The sequence below is a fragment of the Caballeronia choica genome (assembly GCF_001544535.1).
Classification (GTDB): Bacteria; Pseudomonadota; Gammaproteobacteria; order Burkholderiales; family Burkholderiaceae; genus Caballeronia; species Caballeronia choica.
The window spans coordinates 1-22152 of record NZ_FCON02000048.1 but is presented as its reverse complement, the minus strand read 5'-3'; the positions used below and the strand labels follow the sequence as shown (position 1 = coordinate 22152).

The following is a 22152-nucleotide window of genomic DNA, read 5'->3' as shown; positions in this document are numbered from 1 at the left end:
CCACTTGCCCACGCAACCTTTCGAGCCGCACCCGGCGGCGGAGCAAACCATGGACCGTTTCGATGCGATTCGCCAGCCACTCTTCCCCGATGCCATGGGTTTCGATGCCGCAGCGCAACAACCCATTCGCGACACCACGCCGATGGACATCGTCTATATCGAGGGACTGACCGGCAGCACGGTGATCGGCATCGACACGAGCGAGCTGCATGCGCCGCAGCCCGTGCGCATCAGCCTCGCGATCGGCGTGCCGGCGATTCGCGCGTGCACGACGGACCGCATCGAGGACACGATCAACTACGCGGCCGTGCGCGAGGCGCTGCATGCGCTTCTCGCAACGCACGGCGTGCGCCTGCTGGAAGCGCTCGCGGAACAGATCGCGCAGTTGCTGATCGCGGATTTCGGCGCGCACTGGGTGCGCGTGTCGCTCGCCAAGCCCGCGAAGTTCGACGATGTCGAATCGGTCGGCGTATTGATCGAGCGGCGCCGGGTCCGCAGGGGCGCGAGCTACGCGTCGCTCGGCGAAGGCCTGATTCCCAACTGAATCCTGCTTACTTGGACGCCGCCGCCGCGTGCCCGATCCCGCACGCGCGGTACGCATCTGACTGCAACGCCCGGAATTTCTTGGTCTGCGCCTTCGCACGGTCGACGCGGAACTCCGCGCCGCCTTCGCCGCCGAGGGTCGCGTATTTGGAGAACGTGGATTGCTCGACGAAATCGTCATAAGGAAGCACCGCGGCGATACGGTCGATCGCGCATGAGCACTTGTAGACGTTGACGAAGTCGTGACCGTTGTCGTCCATGCAGCCGAGCACGTATTCCACGCGGCCCTGCGTCGGGTAATCGTGGCCGTGCGCCGAAGCACCGCCTGCGCCGGCGTCCGCCGCGAGCGCGAGCGGCGAAACGAGCGAAACGAACGTGACGCAAGCGAGAGCCCGCAGCGCGCGACATCGTGGAATCATGCGAAAAGCCTCGAGAAGCGTTGATCGGCGAACTCGCGCGGCCGGCAGGCCGCGCGAGTTCGGTTGCTGCGCGGTCAGTTCGGCGCGAACGGATGTGCCGCCGTGGCTTTCTTCGCCACGACATCCTTCGCGCTCGGTTCGCCCGCCACGGCGCGTTGAAGCGCTTCGCGCGTCGCCTTGTAGTTGTACTCCTGGATCTTCTTGTCGTCGTCGGCCTGCCAGTGGATGAACACGCCCACGCAGATGAAGAGATCGTCGGCTTCGTCCGCCGGGATCGTGCCGTCCTCGACGCAGTCCGCCACCGCCAGCGCGACCGCGTGCTGCGCCGGGCCGAACATCTGCACGGCCTGCTTGGCGCCCTTGATCGTCACCTTGTTGAAGAGGATCGTGTTCGGCTTGGTCAGCAGGTTCGGCGCGACCACGGCGAGTAGCGACGTGAAGCCGTCCTTGTTGTTGGTGAGCGCGTTGCAGAATGCGGTCTCGGCGGCGGAGCCGCGCGGTCCGATGATCAAGTCGATGTGGGCGACCTCGTTTCCGTCGCCAACCAGCGACTCTCCTACCAGGACACGGTTGATCTTGGCCATGCTTTTCCTCCAGTGATTAGGTCTCGGATATTCGACTTGCGGACAACTTGCGACGCCGGTATCCCGGCCGCGCAAGACTCAGGCAGGCAAACCATGGTGTACCTATCATGATCCGTGCCAATGTCAGGCGCGCTTCCCGCCGATGTCGAGGCGTCCCGGCGCGATGCATCCGGCGACGAACAGCGTCGCGACCGTGAGATCGGCGCTCGTGCCCGGGTTGATGCCCTGCGCCTTCAGTCCGGCGTCCCAGGCGAGGAGCGGCGGCGTCGCACCGCGCGCCCACGCGGTGCGCCATTGAGCGTGGCGCAGCCGTGCTTCGCGCGTGACACTTTGCGCCACCGTCACACCCTGCTTGCGCACAATGTGCGAGTCGGGCCACGTGCCGAGGAAGGTGAGGAACACGTTGAGCGTGATCGTCGCCGGGGTCTTGAGGGGCGCGCTCGCGACCGCGCCGAGGCCGGTCTGGAAGATGTCGCGAAAGCCGCTGGCGTACTGGCGCGCGATGCTGTCGCGTTCCGCCGCGAGCGTCATCGCGGCGCGCAGGTCGACGCTAGGCTCGGCATGGACCGATTGCTCGGGCGCGTCGCCGAGACCGCCGGGGTTCGCCAGCGCAATCGCGCGATAGGCGGCGCGCGCGTCGTCCAGGTCGAGGCGTTCGAGCGTGCGCTCTGCGGCCTCATGCCATCTCGATGCGTTGCGCGGCGGCGTCAGTTCGTCGAGCGCAGCCGCGAGCGGCGCGCACAGCAGCACGATCCCGAGATTCGTATTACAGCCGGCGACGTTGAGCGTGCGCGTCACCGCATCGAGGATGCGCGCGCCGACCGCCATGCCCGGCGTGAGGAGCGCGCCCGCCGCCGCTTCGGCGCTCGCGATGAACTGCGCGGCGGTCATGCCGTGCCCGTCGCTCCCGACGCTCACGTTGCCCGGCTTCGGCGTCTCGACGTCGAGCTGGCAGGCGCGCAGGAAGACCTCGCGCGGGTTGGCGTCAACGGTTTGCATCGCCACTCGCCAACGCAACCGGCGCGCGCCCGCCCGCGAGCTTGCGGTCGAGCAGGTCGTCGACGAGCGCGGCGGCGATGTCGAGCCGCGTCACCGATTGCAGCCCGCGCCACGCCGCGACGCCGTTCACTTCGAGCACGAGCGGCCGCGCAGCCGCCGCAGAACCGTTGGACGCGTCGCCGTCGGTGCCGGGAATGAGGTCGACGCCCGCGTAATCGAGGCCGAGTGCCGTTGTCGCGCGGATCGCGGTGTCGGCGAGCGCGTCGGTCAGGAGCGCCGGTTCGCACGCCGCGCCTTGCGCGAAGTTGTGTATCCAGCCGCGGCCGCCGACGCGCCGCATCGCCGCGACCGCCCGGCCGCCGATCACGAGCACGCGCCAGTCGAAACCGGGCCGCTCGCCCTCGACGAAGCGCTGCAGATACGCCACTTCGCCGAAGGAACGCAGCGGCGGCAGCGGCGCGAGCCTGCCGCCAACACCCGCGCCGAGCCGCCGCAAGCCCTTGCCCTGCGAGCCGAAAAGCGGCTTCATCACGACCTTGCGGCCGGCCGCCGCCTCGCGCATCAGCACGCGCTGCGCGAACGCCGCCGATTCGCCGGCCCACGTGGCGGGCGTCGGCACGCCGTGGCGGTGCAGGAGAAAGCTCGTCATCGACTTGTCGACACTGCGCTCGATCGCGCGGGCGTCGTTATAGACCGGCACGCCGGATTCGCGCAGCGCATGCAGGACGCCGAGCCTGAGCGTCACCTGTTCCAACGTGCCGCCCGCGATGCCGCGCACGAACGCCGCGTCGGGCAGCGTGCGGCCGAAGCCGGGAATCGCGAGGCCGTGGGGCGTCCACGTCGTGTCGATGCGGCAGTCGGCGAGATCGACGCAGCGCGCCTCGACGCCGCGCGCGCGGAACGCCTTCTTCAGGCGCGACGTGTGCCAGCCGGTTTCGTCGGTCATGATCGCGATGCGCAGGCTGTCGCTCATGGCTTGCTCCACTGCGCGCGCAGCAACCCGGCATCGACCCGTCCGCCGTGCCACGTCGCGCCGCTTTCGAGGCTGCTCACCCACACTTCGGCGGGCGCAAAGAGTGCGGGATCGATCTGGTAGAAGTCATAGTTGAACGACGTGAAGATGTCGGCGAAGGGCCGCCCGTAGTCGCGTGCATTGCTCGACGGCAACTCGCGGGCGAGACGCTCGGCCACCGCGTCGTGCTTGACCGTGAGGTGCACGCGGCCGCCGTAGAGAATGGCGTCGTTGGTGCGGCCCATCGCCTGGATGGCGTCGGGCGCGGGCGGCGGCAACGGCGCCGTGCCGCTGCCTTCGACGATCTCGCCGAGATCCACGCCGAGCACATGCGTCTTGTGCAGCGCAACCTCGACGACGCGCGCCACGACCTGCACCGTCCCCGCGACAGAGTGTGTCGGCGTGACGATGATCGTGAGGTTGTCGGGCGCGAGCGCGCAGTCGCGCAACACCTTGTCGATGACGACCTGCGGCGGTAGGCGGTCGACTTCCATCACCAGCGCGCCGCGCTCGTGACGGTCGCGATAGCCGAGTTCATCGAAGAGCGGTTCCTTCACGGCCAGCGCCCGCGCCGGTCCCGAACCCAGCGAGAAGAACTTCTTGCCGCCGGTTTCCTCCTTGCTTGCTGCGAGGCTCCATCCGGCGTACTGGCTGCCGAGGCAGGCGAGCACCGGCGTCGACGTATGCACTTCGATCAGGCTCGGCCAGAACGGCTCGGCTTGCTCGCTCATGCGCCGCGCGACTCGGCCGAGCCCGCCCATGCAGATGCGCGCGATCAGCAAGCCCGCCTCGACGCCGCCCGGCGCGTCGACACCCGCGTCGACGATCGTCGTACCGGCGCCGGTGCGGTGGATCGCGACCGCAAAGCGCGCGGCTTCGTCGACGAGGCGCTTGACGAGGCGCTCGGCGAGTGCGTTGACGCTCAGGTGCCGCGAAGGATCAGCCGGTTGAGATGACGTCATGGGAGGGCTCGTGACAGGTTTCGATGCGTTGCAAAAGAAGCGACGACTGGCGCTGGAGTTTGTGCGTGACCGCGTCGATGGCCGGTGCCGTCACGACCAGCGTGCAGACCGGCTGGCCGGCTTCGATGCGCGTGCCGGGCATTGGGACGTCGCGGCACGCGGGGTCGCGATGGCAGGCGTCGCTGAAAGATGCCGGCACGGTGAAACCGCGCGGCGCGAACACGACGCGCTGGCCCGCCCGGCGCGTGGGCGCTGGCGGCGAAGATGGCAGCCGCCCGTGCAGGCAGGCGTCGATATGACAGGCGAGCAAGCTTTGCGGCCACACGGCTTCGTAAAGCGTCAGCGTCGACGAGGGACGCGCGTTGATTTCGAGCACGCGGATTGCGTCGCGATCGAGCAGGAAATCGATGCTGTTCAGGCCCGTGAGCCCCGTGCGCGAGACGATCGCGCGGATCGCGTCATGGATGGCCGCAGCCGTTTCGCACGGCAGATCGACGGGCCCGAGCGAGCCGGCATGCACGAAAGGCAGCTTCCCCGCTGTGACCGTCAGTTGCTCGGCGAAACCGATCACCGTGGCCTCGCGCCGTGCGCCGACAAAGAGCGCCGACATCGAACGCCCGGCAGCGGCGCGCTGATAGTAGGTATCCGCCGCGCTCTCGCTCGACGAAGCCGCTTCGACATGCACGCCGCCGCATCCGTCCGCGCGCTTGGCAAGCCACCCGTGCGCATTCGCGGGGCGCACAAAGGACACCTCCGGATGCGCGATCCCCAGTTCATCCAGCAACCCGAAGAACCGCCGCGGATCGCGCACCGAGGCCGTCGCTTCGGCGTCGTTGCCGATCAACCTCGGCAGCCGTGGGTGCCGATACACCTCGCCCATCAGCGGCTCCAGCCCGCTCGTCACGATGAAGCCGAGCAAACGCGGCATCCGCGCGGCGCGTTCCAGCGCATCGAAAAGCCGCGTGCGGTCGATCGCCAGCCCCTCGCCGCCGATATCGAACCACGCGAGCGCATGCTCGCGCGTATCGCGGTCGCCGAAGATGTCGAGCGCGATCGCGTCCAGCCCGGCGCGCGCCGCCGACTGCGCCAGCATCCGCGCCGACAGCCCCGCGACCGCGACGCACCGCTTGCGCGAGAAATGCATCGCGGTGTGCATCAGCCGAGGCCGGCGGCGATCGCGCGGGCTTCGTCGAACGCTTCGGGAAAGCCGAGATACACGGGCTTCCCCCCGGTGCGCATCCTGACGAACAGCCGATGCTCGACCTGATACTTCACGTTACCGATCGCCAGCGCGCCGATGCCGACCGCGTCGGCCCGCGCCGCGCCCGCGAGCGGCTTGCCGTCGTCCATCACGTTCACGCCCGCGATGCCTTCGGGCGGCACCGCGTTGACGTCGGCGGCGATCAGCAGGTTTTTCGCATGCGCGAGGTCGGCGGAGGTCATCACCTGGACGCCCGCGAGCGCCGTCGCGAACACCACTTCCGCGCGCGCGAGCGCCTTGTGCAGTTGATCGGGCGTGGTCGTCGCGAGGCCGGAGGTCGCGATGTCGAAGCGGCGGTTGATCTCGTCGCTGACCTGCGTCGCGCGCGACGAACTTGAATGGCTCGCGATCGCGACATCGGCGCCGAGCGCTGCCGCCATCGCCGCCGCCACGCGCCCGACCGCGCCGGTGCCGCCGAGGATCAGCAGGCGCTTGCCGCCGAGATCGACGTTGTGCTCCTTCTTCAGATGCCGCTCGGCGAGCGCGACGAGTGCGGCGGCGGTGGTGTACGAACCGCTCGGGTCGGCGAACACGGAGACTTCGAACGGCGGCACCATCGCCTGGCGCGCGCGGTCGAGCATGTCGGCGGCGAGCATCACGTCGCGCCCGCCGATGAAGATGCCGGTGCGCGACACGCCCTTCGGACCGCGTGAAAAGATCGCGTCCTGCGTCAACTGGACGACGCTGTCCTCATCGACGTTGCAGTACGGCACGACGATCTGGTAGCCCGCGTCGGCGGCCATGTTGACGTCGAACGGGCTCATCTGCGGCATCGACGTGAACATATGCAGAATGTAGGGCCTTTCGGTGGCTTCGGGCATGAGTGGACTCGCTAGGGGTTTGGGGCGACCGGAGCGGGCTCGAACGGCCGCACGGGCAGCGTCGGTGGCACATCACGCGGCGTCGATGCCGCACTTCTGGAGATCGACGGCTCGCCAGGTCGCACCGCGATTGCGGCCGGCGGCGATCGAGCACGCAATCGACGGCATTCCGCGGCTCGCCTCGCGGGCGAGCGCCAGCGCGCGCTCGGCCTGTTCCGGGCTGCGCAGGAAGGCGAAGCCGGTGGGTCCCCACGAGGTCTGTCCGATGCCGGCCGTCTCCTTCGCGGCAACCGCTTCGAGCGCGTGCGCGACGGCCGGGCTCGAGAACACGCCGCCCTGCACGGGCGCGAAGTACTCGCCGATGGTGTGCTGCAATTCGCCGATGCCTTTGGCGAAGGCGTCGAAGTCGCTCTCCGCGACGCCCGGCAGGATGCGCATCAGCACGAGATGGCTCAGATGCGCGGCAAGCGAGCGCGGAAACGCGCCGAGCGACGCGAGGCCGCGCCGTTCGTCGTCGCCGTGGAGGCCTTCGCGGGAGGTGTCGTCGACGAGCAGCACGCGCCATGCGTCCGGGAACGGCTGGCGAAACAGGAGCGGCGGCAGCCGCGCGATGCCGGCGGAAGGATGGCCGCCGTGGCCGCCGTCGACCATCAGACCGCCGTGGTCGAAGCCATGAATGCCGATGCCCGAGCGCGCGCCGCGTCCCAGCAGGCGCGCGATCTGCGCGGTGGTGGCGCTGCGTCCTGCGACGCGCACGTAGGCCGTCCCGACCGCCAGCGCGAGCTGCGTGCCCGAGCCCAGCCCGGTGTGTGCGCGCGGCGTTTCGTTCACTTCGATGGCAACCGGCGGCCCGCCATACGCTGCGTGCAACTGTTCCAGATACCGTTCGATGCGGGCCGTCTGCGCCGCGCTTCCCGCGCCTTCGACACGCGTTGCTTCTGCGAGCCGCGCCGTGATGCGCGTGCCGTGTCCGTCGATCGTGAGGCCCACGCTGCCGAACGCGCGCCCGAGCGACGCGTTCGGATCGATGAAGCCGAGGTGCAGGCGCGCGGGGGCATCGACCGTCACGGCCGATGGCGGCGAGAGGCGACCGGAAGGCATCTGCATCGCGATTGTTCCCTGGTTGGAGGTCGAGATTTCGAGCGGTGCCGGCCGAGCGGATTCGAAGCTGCCCGGCGGGGTAAGCCGAGCATTTGAGGCAAGAGGCGTACCAGCGGTGCAGGCCCGGTGTCCGCCTTGTGGGCACACCAACGCGCACGCCGAAGCGCGCGCACTGTGTCACGCGTGCGCCAGAGTGTTCACCCGGCGGTAAGCAAATTGCTCAGGCCTTGGGCGCGTCGTACTTGATGTAGCGAAAGCGCTGGTCGTCGGCGGGCGTGCCTTCGAGCGCCCCGCCTTCCTTGCCCGGCTGCCAATGGATCACGTCCTCGATTTTGCTGGCGAGCGCGAAGTCCTTGTCGGTGATGCCCTTCGCCGAATGCGTCTTCAGCTTCACGACCACGAACGCATACGACACGGTCAGGTCCGGGTGATGCCACGCGGCTTCCGCGAGATGGCCCACCGTATTGACCACCATCAGCGTGCTCTTCCAGCTCTCGGTCTTGAACTTGCGTCGGAGCCAGCCGTCTTCCAGATACCAGTGCTGAAGCGCGCCCGTGAGGCGCTGCTGGATCTCTTCATCGGAGTAGACCTTCTCGGCTTGAGTCATGGCGATGTCCTCCGCATCGTGCGTCTGTGAACAAAAGCAGGCTGCGTTCAGTATGCGCCAAGTGCCGCGCATCGATGCGGCAGGCCAACGCCCGCGACGCGCAACGTGCTGCATCGCGTCATGTCCCGTTCGCGATGAACTGTGTTGCGCGGCGCGCTTCGTATCGCGGATTTGACACAGTATGTGTCGCGCCGATGACCGGCACACCGGCGTCGAAGCACGCTGACGCATGTCGCGCTCAAGCAGACGCTTCACCAGCCATTCCGGCATGGAATATGCAATTGACCTCGATGACGCACGGGCCCGGCAATGAATCGGGCGCGGCGAAGCTCGTTACCTGCATTCGAGAAGGCGCGCAGGATGCAACCCGGTAGCGTGGTCATCCCTGGGTCGGACGGCATCACCATTCTGGAGGAGACATGAACTTACGCACCCTGGTTCTTGGACTGGCGGTGGTCGCGACGGCGGGTCTGAATTCCTATATGGCACAGGCAGACTCGCAGCTCGACACACTGATCAAGAACCCCTCGAACTGGGCGGCACAGGCGGGCGATTACTCGAATCACCGCTATAGCCCGCTCAAGCAGATCAATGAGCAGAATGTCGGCAAGCTGCAAGTGGCGTGGACCATGTCGACCGGTGTTCTGCGCGGTCACGAAGGTTCGCCGCTCGTGCTCGGCGACACGATGTACATCCACTCGCCGTTCCCCAACAAGGTCATCGCGATCAACCTCAAGGACCAGACTTTCCTTTGGCAATACGAGCCGAAGCAGGATACGCAGGTGATTTCGGTGATGTGCTGCGATACGGTCAACCGCGGCCTCGCCTATGGCGACGACAAGATCTTCCTCCAGCAAGCCGATACGAAACTCGTCGCGCTCAATGCGAAGACGGGCGAAGTGGTGTGGTCGGCGCAGAACGGCGATCCGAAGGCGGGTGAAACGAACACCAATGCGCCGCACGTATTCGGCGACAAGGTGATTACCGGCATCTCGGGCGGTGAGTTCGGCGTGCGCGGGCGGCTGATCGCGTATGACATCAAGACCGGCAAGGAGGTCTGGAAGGCCTACAGCACGGGGCCGGACAACGAAATGCTGATGGACCCGCAGCAGACCATGACCTGGTCGGACGGCAAGATGGTGCCGATCGGCGCGGATTCGTCGCTGAAAAGCTGGAAGGGCGACCAGTGGAAGCTCGGCGGCGGGACCACCTGGGGCTGGTACGCATGGGACCCGAAGCTCAACCTTGTCTACTACGGTACGGGCAACCCGGGCACATGGAACCCGACGCAGCGTCCCGGCGACAACAAATGGTCGATGTCCATCTTCGCTCGCGACCTGAATACCGGCAAGGCGAAATGGGTCTACCAGATGACGCCGCACGACGAATGGGACTATGACGGCGTCAACGAGATGATCCTCGCCGACCTGCCGATCGGCGGCAAGAAGGTGCCGGCCATCGTCCACTTCGACCGCAACGGCTTCGGCTACACGCTCAATCGTCAGACGGGCGAACTGCTCGTCGCGCAGAAGTACGACCCGGCGGTGAACTGGGCCGACAGCGTGGACCTGAAGAGCGGCCTGCCGGTGCGCAACGCGACCTACTCGACGCAGAAGGCCGGTCCGGATCACAACGTGAAGGGCATCTGCCCGGCGGCGCTCGGCTCGAAGGACCAGCAGCCCGCCTCGTTCGATCCGAACTCCGGGCTCTTCCTCGTGCCGACCAACCACGTCTGCATGGACTATGAGCCGTTCGAGGTCGAATACGTGTCCGGCCAGCCGTTCGTCGGCGCGACGCTCTCGATGTTCCCGGGGCCGAACGAGAACGGTGCCATGGGCAACTTCATCGCGTGGGATGCGAGCAAGGGCAAGATCGCGTGGTCCAAGCCGGAGAAGTTCTCGGTATGGTCCGGCGCGCTTACGACGGCCGGCGGCATCGCGTTCTACGGCACGCTCGAAGGCTACATCAAGGCGGTTCGCATCAAGGACGGCAAGGAACTGTGGAAGTTCAAGACCCCGTCCGGGATCATCGGCAACGTGTTCACGTATCAGTTCCAGGGCAAGCAGTACGTCGGCGTCTACTCGGGGATTGGCGGCTGGGCCGGCATCGGCATGGCTGCGGGCCTCCAGAAGTCGACCGAAGGCCTGGGCGCGGTCGGTGGCTATCGTGAACTGGCGAAGTACACGGCGCTCGGCGGCACGCTGTTCGTGTTCGCCATTCCGGGCGGCTGATTCCCTTACTGATCCTCCAACCTGAAACAAGGCCCATGGCCGCTGCCCGCTCCCGGGCGGCGGCCGGCTGGGCCGGAACGAAAGCCGGCATTGCCGGCGCATCACCGCTTCCATAGGAGAAAGACGCATGAAAGGCCGATCACTTTTGCCGCTGGCGATAGCACTCTTTGCGATGCCCGCCTCGTATGCCCAGACAGACCCGGGGCAGATGAAGCCGGTGGCGTACAAGGTCGTTGATGGCAACAAGGTCGACAACGATACGCTGCAAGGATGGAGAACGTGGCGCGCGCTCGCGTGCGAACGTTGCCACGGCGCCAAGCAGGAAGGCATGGTCGGCCCCTCGCTGATCGAGGCGTTCAAGACGCTCGATGAGAAGGAGTTTCATCGTACGGTATTTGGCGGACGTGTCGACAAGGGCATGCCCGATTTCAGTTCGAGCCAGATGATGCAGAAGAACTGGGAAAAGCTCTACGCGTACCTCAAGGGACGCTCCGACGGCAAGATCAATCCGGGCGACCTGCAGGCCATCGATGCGAAGTGACGCGCATGCGTGCTACGTTTTATTCTCGTCGTGTGCCCGCAGTCCTTTCCGGAGGTGTCGATGTCTGATTGCAAAGTAGCCCGCGTCATCGTCGTGCGGTTCGCCGCCGCGCTCTTCTCGGTGTGCATGGCGCAGGCCGCGCTCGCCGACGATCCGGCGCTGCCCAACAACGACGGCGCCGACGGCGTGCTGCGCGTGTGCGCCGATCCGAACAACATGCCGCTCTCGAACAACAAGGGCGAGGGTTTCGAGAACAAGATCGCGGCCCAGATGGCGAGCGACTTCGGCTACAAGATCGAATACACGTATTTTCCGCAGCGCATGGGCTTCATCCGCCGCACGCTGCGCGACAAGGTGCCCGACTCCGATCGCTACAAGTGCGATCTCGTGATCGGCTTGCCGAAAGGTTACGACCTCGCGGCCACCACGCGCCCGTATCTGCATTCCACTTACGCGATGGTGTTCCCGAACCGGCCGGAACTCGCGAGCATCAAGACGCCCTCCGACCTGCTCAAGCTGCCGCCCGAAACGCTCAAGAAACTGCGCCTCGGCATCTTCGCGCAGACGCCGGCCGTCGACTGGCTGCTCGGCAACAACCTGATCGAGCAGGCCGTGTCGTACCAGGCGCAAACCGGCGATCCGCAGGCGTTCCCCGGCGAGATGATCGAGCGTGACCTGACGAAGGGCAATGTCGATGTCGTGTTCCTCTGGGGGCCGATCGCGGGCTACTTCGTGAAGCGCGCGGGCGATTCCGTCAGGCTGGTGCCGTTCCCGCCGACGCCGGGCATTCGCTTCGACTACGAGATTTCGATGGGCGTGCGCTATGGCGAGAAGGCCTGGCACGACAAGGTCGACAACTGGATCGGCGCGAACCAGCCGAAGATCGACCAGATACTCACGAGCTACCAGGTTCCGTTGCTGCCGTTGCAGCCGGCGGCCGCGCAATGAGGCGCTCGTTCGTATTGCGGATGGCGGCCGCGACCCTGCTCGGTCTGGCGTTGAACGTGAGCGCCGCCGACCAGCCGTCGAGCGACATCGCCCCGGCCGAGAAGCTGCTGTTCATGTCGCCGCACCTGAACGGCGTCGATCCGCAGACGGAACTCGATTACGCGATGACCCTCTCCGGCCCGCCCGCGAAGGTCAACGACACGGTGCGCGTGCTCGTGGTGAGCGCCGGCAACACCAAGGGCGACGCGCGCGTCTCCGACCGCACGGGTCCGGTCGAGGTGCCGGGCGGGCTGCCGTGCAATCCGGTGATCCTGTACTTCCTCGAACACGACATCGTCGAGATGGAGCAGCTGACGGGCGGAAAGCGCCGCTATTTCCAGCAGCGCGTGCGTCTCGCGCTCGCGGCCGGGCCGCCGATCACGCCGGTCGTGACCGATGCCGGCGGCAAGAAAGTGAAGGCGCAGAAGATCGTGATCCAGCCTTATCTCGACGACCCCAACGCCGCGCGTTTTCCGCAGTACACGGCCACGCGCTACACGTTCATCGTCGCCGACGAGGTGCCCGGTCACGTGATGATGATCCGCACCGAAGTGCCGGGCGCGAACAACGATTTCGCCCATCCGCTGCAAACCGAAACGCTGAACTTCCAGAGCGCGCAGCACACGCTGGCGCCCGCGAAGCCCGGCGCGACGACACCGCTCAAGCCGGCGAACGCTCCCCGCGCGAGCCGTTGACCGTGGTCCGGGCGCCACGCGTGCCCGGCCTTTCTTCGACGCGTGGATCTTCATCGTGAACTTCGTCCGCTCGCTGACATTGCGCCAGTTGCAGATCTTCGTGATCGCGTGCCGGTGCCCGAGTTTCGCGCGCGCGGCCGAGGAACTGCACCTGACGCAACCGGCCGTGTCGATGCAGATACGGCAGCTCGAGGAAGCGATCGGGCTGCCGCTGTTCGAGCGCGTCGCGCGACGCCTCGCGCTGACCGAAGCGGGCGAGCGGCTCTCGCATCACGCGAGCCGCATCCTCGGCGAGATCAAGGACGCCGAGGACGCGATGATGTCGCTGACGCAGGCCGACAGTGGCTCGATTGCCGTGAGCATCGTGAGTTCGGCGACGTATTTCGCGCCCAAGCTGCTGGCACTGTATTCGCAGCAGTATCCGAAGGTCGATGTGCGCTTCTCGGTGGGCAACCGCGAGACGCTCTTGCGCTGGCTGCAGGACAACGCCACCGATCTCGCGATCATGGGGCGACCGCCGCCCGAACTCGGCACGACCGCCGAACCGCTCGCGTATCACCCGCATGTGATCGTCGCGCCGCTCACGCATCCGCTGCGTCATGCATCGCGCTTCGACTTGCAGGAACTCGCCGGCGATACGTTCCTGCTGCGCGAGCCCGGCTCGGGCACGCGCGCCGTGGCGGAGCACATGTTCCGGCAGCACCTGTTCGTGCCGGCGAGGAGCGTGACGCTCGGCAGCAATGAGACCATCAAGCAGGCCGTCATGGCGGGCATGGGCGTGAGCCTGATTTCGCTGCATACGCTCGCGCTCGAATTGCGCACCGGCGAGATCGCGTTGCTCGACGTCAACGGCACGCCGATCGAACGCACCTGGCAACTCGTGCATTCGCGCTCGAAGCAGTTGTCGCCGACGTGTCTCGCCTTCCGGCGCTTCCTGCTCGAACACGCCGAGCCGTTTCTCGAAGCCGAGTATGCGCAGTTCGCATTGCGGCCGCCGAAGCGCCCGCACGGTGAGCGGATAACGGGCGGCGTCGCGCGATGACGATGCGTTTGCTGTTGATCGCCGGATTGCTTTGGACGTGCGCCGCGCATGCCGTCACGCCTTTGAAGGTGACGCAGTTCGCGCCCGGCCTCTACGTGCATCGCGGCCAAGACGACGTCGCGACGCGCGCGAACAAGGGCGACATCGCCAACATCGGATTCATCGTCGGACGGGACTGCGTTGCCGTGATCGACACCGGCGGCACCGCCGAGGAAGGCCGCGAATTGCGCGCCGCGATCCGCGCGGTGACGCCGCGGCCGGTCTGCTATGTGATCAACACGCACATGCATCCCGATCACATCTTCGGCAACGTAGCGTTCGCAGCGGATCATCCGCAGTTCGTCGGCAGCGCGACGCTCGGCGAGGCCGAAGCGTCGCATGCGCAAAGCTATCTGCGCGGGCTGCGACGCGAACTCGGCGCGCTCGCCGACGGCAGCGAGATCGTCCCGCCGACGCTCACCGTCGATGGCACGAAAACGCTCGACCTGGGCCATCGCAAGCTGGTTCTGCGCACCTGGAAAACAGCGCATACAAACAACGACCTGACGGTATACGATGAAGAGACGGGCACGCTCTGGCTCGCTGATTTGTTGTTCGTGAAGTGCATTCCTGTGATCGATGGCAGCCTCACCGGCTGGCTCGCGGATATCGCGACGATTCGCCAGATGAATCCGCGCCGGGTGGTGCCGGGGCATGGCCCGATCGATACGCCGTGGCGAGGCGCGCTCGATGCCGAGGAAGGGTATTTGATGCGGCTGGCGCGGGATGTGCGTGGATCGATCAGGCGCGGCGAGACGATGCAACATGCCGTCGAGACGATCGGGCTTGCCGAGCGCGGCAAGTGGCGGCTTTTTGATATCTACCAGCGGCGGAATGTGACAGCGGCGTATGCTGAACTCGAATGGGAGGGGTAGCCGCTGGCGCTTGGGTTTGGGGTGGGGGTGGGGTGTGGGGTTGGTGTTTACGCCGTTTGATGCGCTTAGGCTTCTATGGAACTTGTTTTCTTCTTGGTTTATTTGCTCTGCCCCTGTCCGGGGCGGGACTCACTTTCTTTGCTGCTGCAAAGAAAGTAAGCAAAGAAAGCAGCTTTCCAACGCCAGCCCTAACACGTCTTCACTCGCGCTTGAAACGGAGTGGTCCAACCGGGGGAGTGTCCTTAGCGGGGTTTCATCGTTGTTGGCATGTAGAAAAGGCGCGCGCGTCGCCCCGCTGCGCGGAGTGGAACAGCAGTCATTCATTCGTCCCGGCACTTCGTGCCCGACGACAGGTCTGCTAGCGGTGGTGAATTGAAGCATGCGGCAACCACGAACGTAGGACGTAGATATAGCGATGGGTTTCGGTTTTGCCTGACGGGTGAGCGCGTAGCGCGAGGCTGGATGTATGACTGCTGGTCCACTTCGTTTAGCGGTGCGACGTGCGCGCCTCTTCTACATGCCAACAACGATGAAACCCCGCTAAGGACACTCCCCCGGTTGGACCACTCCGAGGGAGCGGTCTGGAGGCGCATGGCAAGGATTGGCGGTGGGAAGCTGCTTTCTTTGCTTACTTTCTTTGCAGCAGCAAAGAAAGTGAGTCCCGCCCCGGACAGGGGCAGAGCAAATAAACCAAAAACAAAGCAAGTTCCATAGAAGCACAAGCGCATCAAACGGTTGAAACCCAACCGCGCAGCACAAGAGCACCAGACGAAGCACGGAGAAACATCATGACCATCACCCGACGCGACGCGCTAACAGCCCTTCTCACAGCGCCGGCGTTCACCTACGCCTACGCCAACCAGCCCGACGACGATCCAAACAAGTCCGTCCGCTGGCTCGACTTCAAGGAAGGCACGTTCAAGGACCATCCGGTCGACCCGCACGGCGATGCCGTCATCAAGTTCCAGGCGCCCGCGCGCGCCGCCGATGCCGCCGTCGTGCCGATCTCGATCATCGCGCAGTTCCCGCAGACGCCTTCGCATTACATCAGGAAAATCCACCTCTTCATCGACGAGAACCCGGAGCCGTATGCAGGCTACTTCGAGTTCACGCCCGAATCCGGGCTCGCGAGCATCGAAACCCGCGTGCGCGTGGAAGACTACACGTTCATGCGCGTGATCGCGGAAACCAACGACGGCCACCTGTACAGCGCAGTGCGCTTCATCAAGGCATCGGGCGGATGTTCAGCGCCCGCCGGCAAGGACGATGCCGCCGCCGAGGTCACGGCGGGACAAGTGCGCCTGCAAGCCGAAGGGCAGGCGGTGGCCGGCCGGCCGCAACTCGCGCTGTTGATGGTGCGCCATCCGAACCGTACCGGCATGGCGATGAACCAGGTCACGCGCAACTATGCGACCGCCTATTTCATCCGCAAGGTCGCGGTGACTTACGCCGACAAGCCGGTGATGACCGCGAACGTGAACTTCACGATCAGCGAGAACCCGAATTTCCGCTTCTACTTCGTGCCGCGCGCGAGCGGCGAACTGAAGGCGCATGTCGAGGATACGAAGAACAAGCAGTTCGACGGCGCGGTGGCGATCAATCCGCAGCCGGGCGTGCAAAAGACGTCGTCGAACGGGCTTTGATGCGCGCGCCGTTGTTCAGCAAGCTAATGGGCGTGATGGCGCTCTGCGCGTGCGCGGCGCTCGCGCGCGCGGCGACGGGCGACGTGCCCGCGCCCGTCCAGGTCGCGCCCGGCGTCTACGCGATGCTCGGCAGCGCCGATGCCGTGGCGCCCGCCAATCGAGGGATCGTCGCGAACAACGGCTTCATCGTCGGCAAGAGCGGCGTTACGGTGATCGACACGGGTTCGTCATACCGCTACGGCCGCGCGATGATCGAAGCGATCCGACGGGTCACGCCGCTGCCGGTTCAACTCGTCGTCATCACGCATCAGGCGCCGGAGTTCGTGTTCGGCGCGTCGGCGTTTCGCGATGCGGGCGTGCCGATCCTCGCGCATCAGCGCGCCGCCGATCTGATCCGCGAGCGCTGCGCGATCTGTCTGAAGAACCTGCAGCGCACGCTCGGCGACGAAGAGATGGCCGGCTCGCGCGTGACGGTGCCGGACCGCACCGTCGACGCCACCACCCGCATCGACAGCGGCGGCCGCGAACTGCAACTGCTGTACTTCGGCCCCGCGAGCACGCCGGGCGATCTCGCCGTGCTCGATACGGCGACGGGCGTCGTGTTCGCGGGCGCGCTGGTGAGCGCCGGACGGATTCCCGAGCTGCGCAACGAGCAGATTCCCGGCTGGCTCGCCGCGCTCGATACGCTCCGCGCGATGAATCCGCGCGTTGTCGTGCCGGGCTTCGGGCCGCTCGTGAAAGGCGACGGCATCATGCCGACGGGCACTTATCTGCGCGAACTCGATGCGGCCGTGCGCCGCGCGTACGCGAGCGGCGCCGGACTCACCGACGCGATGCGCACCGTGCAGGTTCCCGCCTTCCGCCATGACAAGCTCTACGCGATCGCGCAGCCGCAGAACGTACAGCGCCTTTATCTGCAACTCGAAAAGCTCGAAAATCCCGACAAGCAATAACCCGGCGCCCGGCGCCAACCACCCCAGGAGACAACCCGATGGCCAAGCTCTTAGCGCTCTACAAGACTCCGGCGGACAAGTCCGCGTTCGATGCCTACTACGCTTCCACGCATATGCCGCTCGCCAAGACGGTGCCGGGGCTGAAGAGTTACCAGATCAGCGACGGGCCGGTCGCGGCCGGGCAGGGCGAGTCGCCGTATCATCTGGTCGCGATCCTGGGGTTCGATTCGATGGATGCGCTCCAGGCCGGACTCGGCTCGCCCGAAGGACAGGCGACAGCCGGCGATCTGGCGAACTTCGCGCAAGCCGGCGTCGAGCTGCTGGTGTTCGACACGAAAGACGCATGAACGCAGGCGGCGCCGGTCTGTCCGCCTCGTCCGATACAGTCGCCAAGGAGAAACGCGATGGTCAGGAAGACGCGCAAGGACCAGCCGGCGCCGCCGGACGCGGAACCGCCGCCGCCCAAAGACGAACCGGCGCCGCCGAAGGCGGCGGACGGCGCGCTGGACATTCCCGGACAGGTCGTCGTCGTGTTCCAGGGCGGCGGCGCGCTCGGCGCATATCAGGCGGGCGTCTATCAGGCGCTGCACGACGCGCAGGTCGAGCCGGACTGGGTGATCGGGACGTCGATCGGTGCGATCAACGGCGCGATCATCGCGGGCAATCCGCGCGACGAGCGGCTCGCGCGCCTCACTGAGTTCTGGGACCGCGTCGCGTACCGGCACGCAAGCACGAGTTGGCTGCCGAATCTCGACGGCTGGCTGCGCAATGTCGGCATCGTCACGCAAGGCATTCCCGCGTTCTTCACGCCGCGCATCGAGCCGTGGTTCGGCCTGCATGCCCGCGTCGGGCTGGAGCAGGCCGCGTTCTATTCGACCGAGCCTCTGCGCGAGACGCTGACCGCCCTCGTCGATTTCGATTACCTGAACCGGCGGGAGATGCGGCTGACGGTCGGCACGGTCAACGTCTGTAGCGGGCGCATGCGCTATTTCACCAACCGCGACGCACCGATGGACGTCGGCCACGTGATGGCGTCCGCCGCGTTTCCGCCGGGCTTTCCGTCGGTGCGGATCGACGGCGAGACGTACTGGGACGGCGGCATCTATTCGAATACGCCGCTGGAAGCCGTCCTCGACGACCGTCCGCGCAACAGTTCGGTGATCTTTGCCGTGCAGTTGTGGCCGGGAAGCGGGCCGGAGCCGGAATCGATCTGGCAGGCGATGAGCCGGCAGCGCGACATCCAGTATTCGAGCCGCGCGGAGAGTCATCTCGAACGGCAGCGGCAGATTCACCGGCTGCGCCACGTGATCCGCGAACTCGGGCAGCACATCCCCGAGGACGCGCGCGACGATCCGGCCGTGCAGGAACTGCTCGGCTGGGGTTGCGGCACGACGATGCAGGTGCTCGAACTCGACGCCCCGCGCTTCGAAGGCGACGACCTCAACAAGGACATCGATTTTTCGGCGAGCGGCATCCAACGCCGCTGGGCGGCGGGTCGCGAGGACACGATGCGCGCGTTGCAACGCGCGCCGTGGCTGGAGGAGCCGGACCCGATGGAGGGCATCTCGATTCACCGGATGGGTCCCGCGACGCGTTGAGTGCCTGAACGCTTGCATTTTATATCGAGTGATATAGAATGCGTTCTGTATCAAGTGATATAGAACTGGAGCAACGCATGGCGCGACCCCGCAATTTCGATGAAGAGAAGGTGCTCGAAGCCGCCGGCGACGCCTTCTGGGCGAACGGCTACGAAGGCACGTCCACGCGCGATCTGGTGAAGCACACCGGCCTCACGCAGCCGAGCCTCTACAACGCATTCGGCGACAAGCGGGCGCTCTTCCGGCGTGCGCTCGAACACTACCTCGACCGCACGCTGCGCGAGCGCATCACGCGGCTCGAGGCGAAGCATTCGCCGGGTGAGGCGATCGCGGCGTTCTTCGGCGAGATCATCGAGCGGTCGGTCGAGGATACGCGGCAGCGCGGCTGCATGCTGGTCAACTCGGCGCTGGAAGCCACGCCCGACGACGCCGAATTCCGCGATGCGATCGCGGAGGAACTCAGCCTGCTCAAGGGCTTTTTCCAGCGCTGTGTCGAGGCCGGACAGCAAAGCGGCCAACTCCCGCCGATCCAGCCGCCGGACGCCGCCGCCAAGCTGCTGCTCGCCGTGCTGCTCGGTGTGCGCGTGCTGGCGCGCGTCAATCCCGAGCGCGCGCTGCTGACCGGCGCGGTCGCGCCGGCCCTTGCGATGCTCGGACTGCCCGAGCTACCGCCCGGAACCGGCATCCCCTGAGATTTCCGCCGCAACGCCCGCGGCAAGCCGCCGTGCTATCGCACGGCGTGGTTCGACTCGTCCATTTGATCCGTGCAAGCAGCGCAACAGCGCTTCAGGAGCCAGCAATGTCCGAAGACATATCCGCCATACGCCTCTCCGAGCCCGCAGCGCTCGACGCCCGCTCGCTCTACGCGATGTTCGCCGGGCTTTGCGCGAGCCTCGTCGCGATCGGGCTCGCACGTTTCGCCTACACGCCGCTGATCCCGCCGCTGATTCAGGCGCACTGGTTCACGTCGTCGCAGGCGGTCACGCTCGGCGCGGCGAACTTCGCCGGCTATCTCGCGGGGGCGCTGCTCGGCCGGCCGATTGCGTCGGCCATGTCGAACCGCACCGCGCTGCGACTCCTGATGCTGATGGCGACGGCGGCGTTCTTCGCGTGCGCGTTTCCGCTGTCGGTCGCATGGTTCTTCGTCTGGCGCTTCGCTTCGGGACTCTCGGGCGGCGCGATCATGGTGCTCGTCGCGACGACGGTCCTCCCGCATATCCCGGCCGCGCGCCGCGGGTTCGCGAGCGGCATGATCTTTCTCGGCTTGGGCCTCGGGATCGCCGCGTCCGGGACGATCATCCCGAAGCTCTTGCAATTCGGCTTGCAGGATACGTGGATCGGCCTGGGCGTTCTGTCGCTCGTGCTTTCGGTGGCAAGCTGGTACGGCTGGCCCGCATCAGCGCCTGCAACGCCCGCCGCCTCCGCGCAGAAGGCCGCCCGGCCGGCGGCGCGCCACGAAGGCATGACTTTGCGCGTGCTCTACGCGCAATACGCCGCGAACGCGCTTGGCCTCGTGCCGGCGATGATCCTGCTCGTCGACTACGTCGCTCGCGGACTGGGGCGCGGCGCCGGGACCGGCGCGTCGTACTGGGTGCTGTATGGCGTGGCGGCGATTTTTGGACCGCTGATCTGCGGCAATGTCGCGGATCGCATCGGCTTTGGCGCGGCATACCGGATCGGGCTCGCGCTGCAGGCGGTGGCGGTCGCGATTCTCGCGCTGTCGGGCGATCCGGTCATGCTCGCCATCGCGACGCTGATACTCGGCATTTTCACGCCGGGCATCGTGACGCTCGTGCTCGGGCGCATCCATGAACTCGTGCCGCACGATCACGTCGAGCAGCGCGCCGCGTGGAGTCGCGCGACGACGGCCTTCGCGCTCTTTCAGGCGCTGGGCGGGTATGGCTATTCGTTCCTGTTCTCGCATTCGCATAACGACTACGCGCTGATCTTCTGGTGCGGCGCGGCGGCGCTCGGGATCGCGTTTATCGCGGATGTGCTGACCGGACGCAGGGCTCGCCGGATGGTGACGACGCATTGAATCGAAGCAGCGGTTGCTATCGATGTTCGCGCGGGTCGTCTGCGGCGGCCTGCTCGGTTGCGTCGGCCACGTCGAGATCCGGCCTGCCGTGATTGATCGCGATGAACACGCCCATCAGCGTCACGAACGCGAGCACGAGCAGGCTCGCGTTCAGGAGGACATGCGCATAGCCGAGTTCGCCGACATCGATGAACGGATACGGATAGAAATCCGACACGCTGCCGCGCCATAGCGTGACGAACAGATAGCCGAGCGGGTACGCGAGCCAGAGCAGGCATTGCCTGGCGGTGAGATGAAAGCGCGGCACGAACAGCACCCAGTAAAGCGCCGACAGCACCGGCACGAATGTGTGCAGGCATTCGTTGACGAGTGCGCGATACCCGGATGGCGTCCACAGGTAGCGCAGCAGCACGTTGTATGCGATCCCCACGAACACCGTGTAGACGACGATCGCGGTTACGACGGTTGGTTGCCGGAAGAAGCGCGCGACGGGGGATCGGGCACGGGTCGCTACGCAAGTGAAGCAGACGGCGCTCATGAACACGGTCAGGTTCGTCAGATAGCTGCTCATCCGCTCGATGCCGTAGAGCACGCTAAAGCCGCGAGCGATCGAGCGGCCAATGGAGATGTCGGTTTGCGCGGCGAGCGCGAGCCAGGCGATCAGGGCTATCGCCGCTGCCATGGATAGCGATGCGCCGCTGGGAGTGTGCAGCGGTAGTTCGGGGTCGTGCCTGCCTGGCGGGGATGAGGTAGCCATGCACTCGATTTTATATGCTGGCGCTTGAGCGCGTTTACACCGGTCGCTGGCGCTTGGGGTTGGGGCTGGGCTTGGGTTGGTGTTTACGCCGTTTGATGCGCTTATGCTTCTATGGAACTTGTATTGTTTTTGGTTTATTAGCTCTGCCCCTGTCCGGGGCGGGACTCACTTTCTTTGCTGCTGCAAAGAAAGTAAGCAAAGAAAGCAGCTTCCCACCGCCAATCCTTGCCAGTCGCCTCCAGGCCGCTCCCTCGGAGTGGTCCAACCGGGGGAGTGTCGTTAGCGGGGTTTCCCCGTTGTTGGCATGTAGAAAAGGCGCGCACGTCGCACCGCTAGACGGAGCGGATCAGCAGTCATTCATCCGTCCTGGCACTTCGTGCCCGACGACAGGTTCGCTAAGCGGTGAATTGAAGCATGCAGCAAGCAAGAACGTAGGATGGTGAT

23 protein-coding genes are annotated in these 22152 nt (G+C 66.1%); 13 read left to right on the top strand and 10 right to left on the bottom strand.

Annotation, left to right across the window (positions count from 1 at the left end):
• The first annotated feature begins 49 nt into the window (after positions 1 to 49).
• The gene (locus tag AWB68_RS21045; protein WP_374729590.1) at positions 50 to 544 is read left to right on the top strand and encodes a dihydroneopterin aldolase; all 495 of its coding nucleotides are present in this window, start codon (positions 50 to 52) and stop codon (positions 542 to 544) included.
• Between the two features lie 7 nt (positions 545 to 551).
• Here the strand turns inward: AWB68_RS21045 and AWB68_RS21040 are convergent, their stop codons facing one another.
• From AWB68_RS21040 to AWB68_RS21000, 9 genes are all read right to left on the bottom strand, one after another.
• Complete coding sequence (locus AWB68_RS21040) at positions 552 to 962, bottom strand: hypothetical protein (RefSeq protein WP_087646279.1); 411 nt, start codon at positions 960 to 962, stop codon at positions 552 to 554.
• A gap of 74 nt (positions 963 to 1036) precedes the next feature.
• Positions 1037 to 1546, bottom strand: a complete 510-nt coding sequence (gene fae, locus AWB68_RS21035) for a formaldehyde-activating enzyme (protein WP_087646278.1) — start codon at positions 1544 to 1546, stop codon at positions 1037 to 1039.
• A gap of 123 nt (positions 1547 to 1669) precedes the next feature.
• On the bottom strand, positions 1670 to 2545 hold the full coding sequence (locus AWB68_RS21030; protein ID WP_087646277.1) for a triphosphoribosyl-dephospho-CoA synthase: 876 nt from the start codon (positions 2543 to 2545) through the stop codon (positions 1670 to 1672).
• A complete protein-coding gene (locus AWB68_RS21025) occupies positions 2532 to 3518 on the bottom strand; it encodes an ATP-grasp domain-containing protein (RefSeq protein ID WP_087646276.1) in 987 nt (328 codons plus the stop codon). The genes AWB68_RS21030 and AWB68_RS21025 overlap by 14 nt, the downstream gene beginning before the upstream one ends.
• The gene (gene mch, locus AWB68_RS21020; RefSeq protein WP_087646275.1) at positions 3515 to 4519 is read right to left on the bottom strand and encodes a methenyltetrahydromethanopterin cyclohydrolase; all 1005 of its coding nucleotides are present in this window, start codon (positions 4517 to 4519) and stop codon (positions 3515 to 3517) included. Before mch ends, AWB68_RS21025 begins: the two co-directional genes overlap by 4 nt.
• Entirely contained in the window at positions 4497 to 5675 is a 1179-nt protein-coding gene (locus AWB68_RS21015) for an ATP-grasp domain-containing protein (protein ID WP_087646274.1), read from the bottom strand. The genes mch and AWB68_RS21015 overlap by 23 nt, the downstream gene beginning before the upstream one ends.
• Positions 5675 to 6601, bottom strand: a complete 927-nt coding sequence (locus tag AWB68_RS21010) for an NAD(P)-dependent methylenetetrahydromethanopterin dehydrogenase (protein ID WP_087646273.1) — start codon at positions 6599 to 6601, stop codon at positions 5675 to 5677. The genes AWB68_RS21015 and AWB68_RS21010 overlap by 1 nt, the downstream gene beginning before the upstream one ends.
• A 72-nt stretch (positions 6602 to 6673) precedes the next feature.
• Positions 6674 to 7708 carry a beta-ribofuranosylaminobenzene 5'-phosphate synthase family protein gene (locus AWB68_RS21005; RefSeq protein ID WP_087646272.1) on the bottom strand — a complete coding sequence of 345 codons (1035 nt, stop codon included), beginning with the start codon at positions 7706 to 7708 and terminating at the stop codon, positions 6674 to 6676.
• A 214-nt stretch (positions 7709 to 7922) separates the two neighbouring features.
• On the bottom strand, positions 7923 to 8309 hold the full coding sequence (locus AWB68_RS21000) for a 4a-hydroxytetrahydrobiopterin dehydratase (protein WP_087646307.1): 387 nt from the start codon (positions 8307 to 8309) through the stop codon (positions 7923 to 7925).
• A gap of 419 nt (positions 8310 to 8728) precedes the next feature.
• Between AWB68_RS21000 and AWB68_RS20995 the strand changes: the two genes are divergently transcribed.
• The 12 genes from AWB68_RS20995 (at position 8729) to AWB68_RS20935 (ending at position 20951) form a co-directional block, all read left to right on the top strand.
• Complete coding sequence (locus tag AWB68_RS20995; RefSeq protein WP_087646271.1) at positions 8729 to 10540, top strand: methanol/ethanol family PQQ-dependent dehydrogenase; 1812 nt, start codon at positions 8729 to 8731, stop codon at positions 10538 to 10540.
• A 127-nt stretch (positions 10541 to 10667) separates the two neighbouring features.
• Positions 10668 to 11081, top strand: a complete 414-nt coding sequence (locus AWB68_RS20990) for a c-type cytochrome (RefSeq protein ID WP_087646270.1) — start codon at positions 10668 to 10670, stop codon at positions 11079 to 11081.
• A gap of 60 nt (positions 11082 to 11141) precedes the next feature.
• Positions 11142 to 12029 (top strand): substrate-binding domain-containing protein, encoded by an 888-nt coding sequence (locus AWB68_RS20985; RefSeq protein ID WP_087646269.1) that lies wholly within the window; start codon positions 11142 to 11144, stop codon positions 12027 to 12029.
• The gene (locus AWB68_RS20980; protein ID WP_087646268.1) at positions 12026 to 12763 is read left to right on the top strand and encodes a hypothetical protein; all 738 of its coding nucleotides are present in this window, start codon (positions 12026 to 12028) and stop codon (positions 12761 to 12763) included. Before AWB68_RS20985 ends, AWB68_RS20980 begins: the two co-directional genes overlap by 4 nt.
• Before the next feature lie 55 nt (positions 12764 to 12818).
• Complete coding sequence (locus AWB68_RS20975; RefSeq protein WP_087646267.1) at positions 12819 to 13805, top strand: LysR family transcriptional regulator; 987 nt, start codon at positions 12819 to 12821, stop codon at positions 13803 to 13805.
• On the top strand, positions 13802 to 14719 hold the full coding sequence (locus tag AWB68_RS20970; protein WP_087646266.1) for a quinoprotein relay system zinc metallohydrolase 2: 918 nt from the start codon (positions 13802 to 13804) through the stop codon (positions 14717 to 14719). The genes AWB68_RS20975 and AWB68_RS20970 overlap by 4 nt, the downstream gene beginning before the upstream one ends.
• A 788-nt stretch (positions 14720 to 15507) precedes the next feature.
• The gene (locus tag AWB68_RS20960; protein WP_087646264.1) at positions 15508 to 16362 is read left to right on the top strand and encodes a quinoprotein dehydrogenase-associated SoxYZ-like carrier; all 855 of its coding nucleotides are present in this window, start codon (positions 15508 to 15510) and stop codon (positions 16360 to 16362) included.
• Positions 16362 to 17315 carry an MBL fold metallo-hydrolase gene (locus AWB68_RS20955; protein WP_235028434.1) on the top strand — a complete coding sequence of 318 codons (954 nt, stop codon included), beginning with the start codon at positions 16362 to 16364 and terminating at the stop codon, positions 17313 to 17315. Before AWB68_RS20960 ends, AWB68_RS20955 begins: the two co-directional genes overlap by 1 nt.
• 38 nt (positions 17316 to 17353) lie before the next feature.
• Positions 17354 to 17662: an EthD family reductase gene (locus AWB68_RS20950; RefSeq protein ID WP_087646263.1), complete on the top strand. Its 309-nt coding sequence runs from the start codon at positions 17354 to 17356 to the stop codon at positions 17660 to 17662.
• Positions 17663 to 17719: 57 nt separating this feature from the next.
• Complete coding sequence (locus AWB68_RS20945; protein ID WP_087646262.1) at positions 17720 to 18913, top strand: patatin-like phospholipase family protein; 1194 nt, start codon at positions 17720 to 17722, stop codon at positions 18911 to 18913.
• Positions 18914 to 18990: 77 nt separating this feature from the next.
• Positions 18991 to 19605 (top strand): TetR/AcrR family transcriptional regulator, encoded by a 615-nt coding sequence (locus AWB68_RS20940; protein ID WP_087646261.1) that lies wholly within the window; start codon positions 18991 to 18993, stop codon positions 19603 to 19605.
• 107 nt (positions 19606 to 19712) lie between these two features.
• Positions 19713 to 20951, top strand: coding sequence for a YbfB/YjiJ family MFS transporter (locus tag AWB68_RS20935; RefSeq protein WP_087646260.1), 1239 nt, complete (start codon positions 19713 to 19715; stop codon positions 20949 to 20951).
• A gap of 16 nt (positions 20952 to 20967) precedes the next feature.
• On the opposite strand, the gene AWB68_RS20930 is transcribed toward AWB68_RS20935, so the two are convergent.
• Complete coding sequence (locus AWB68_RS20930; RefSeq protein ID WP_327382974.1) at positions 20968 to 21633, bottom strand: Pr6Pr family membrane protein; 666 nt, start codon at positions 21631 to 21633, stop codon at positions 20968 to 20970.
• Between the last annotated feature and the right edge of the window lie 519 nt (positions 21634 to 22152).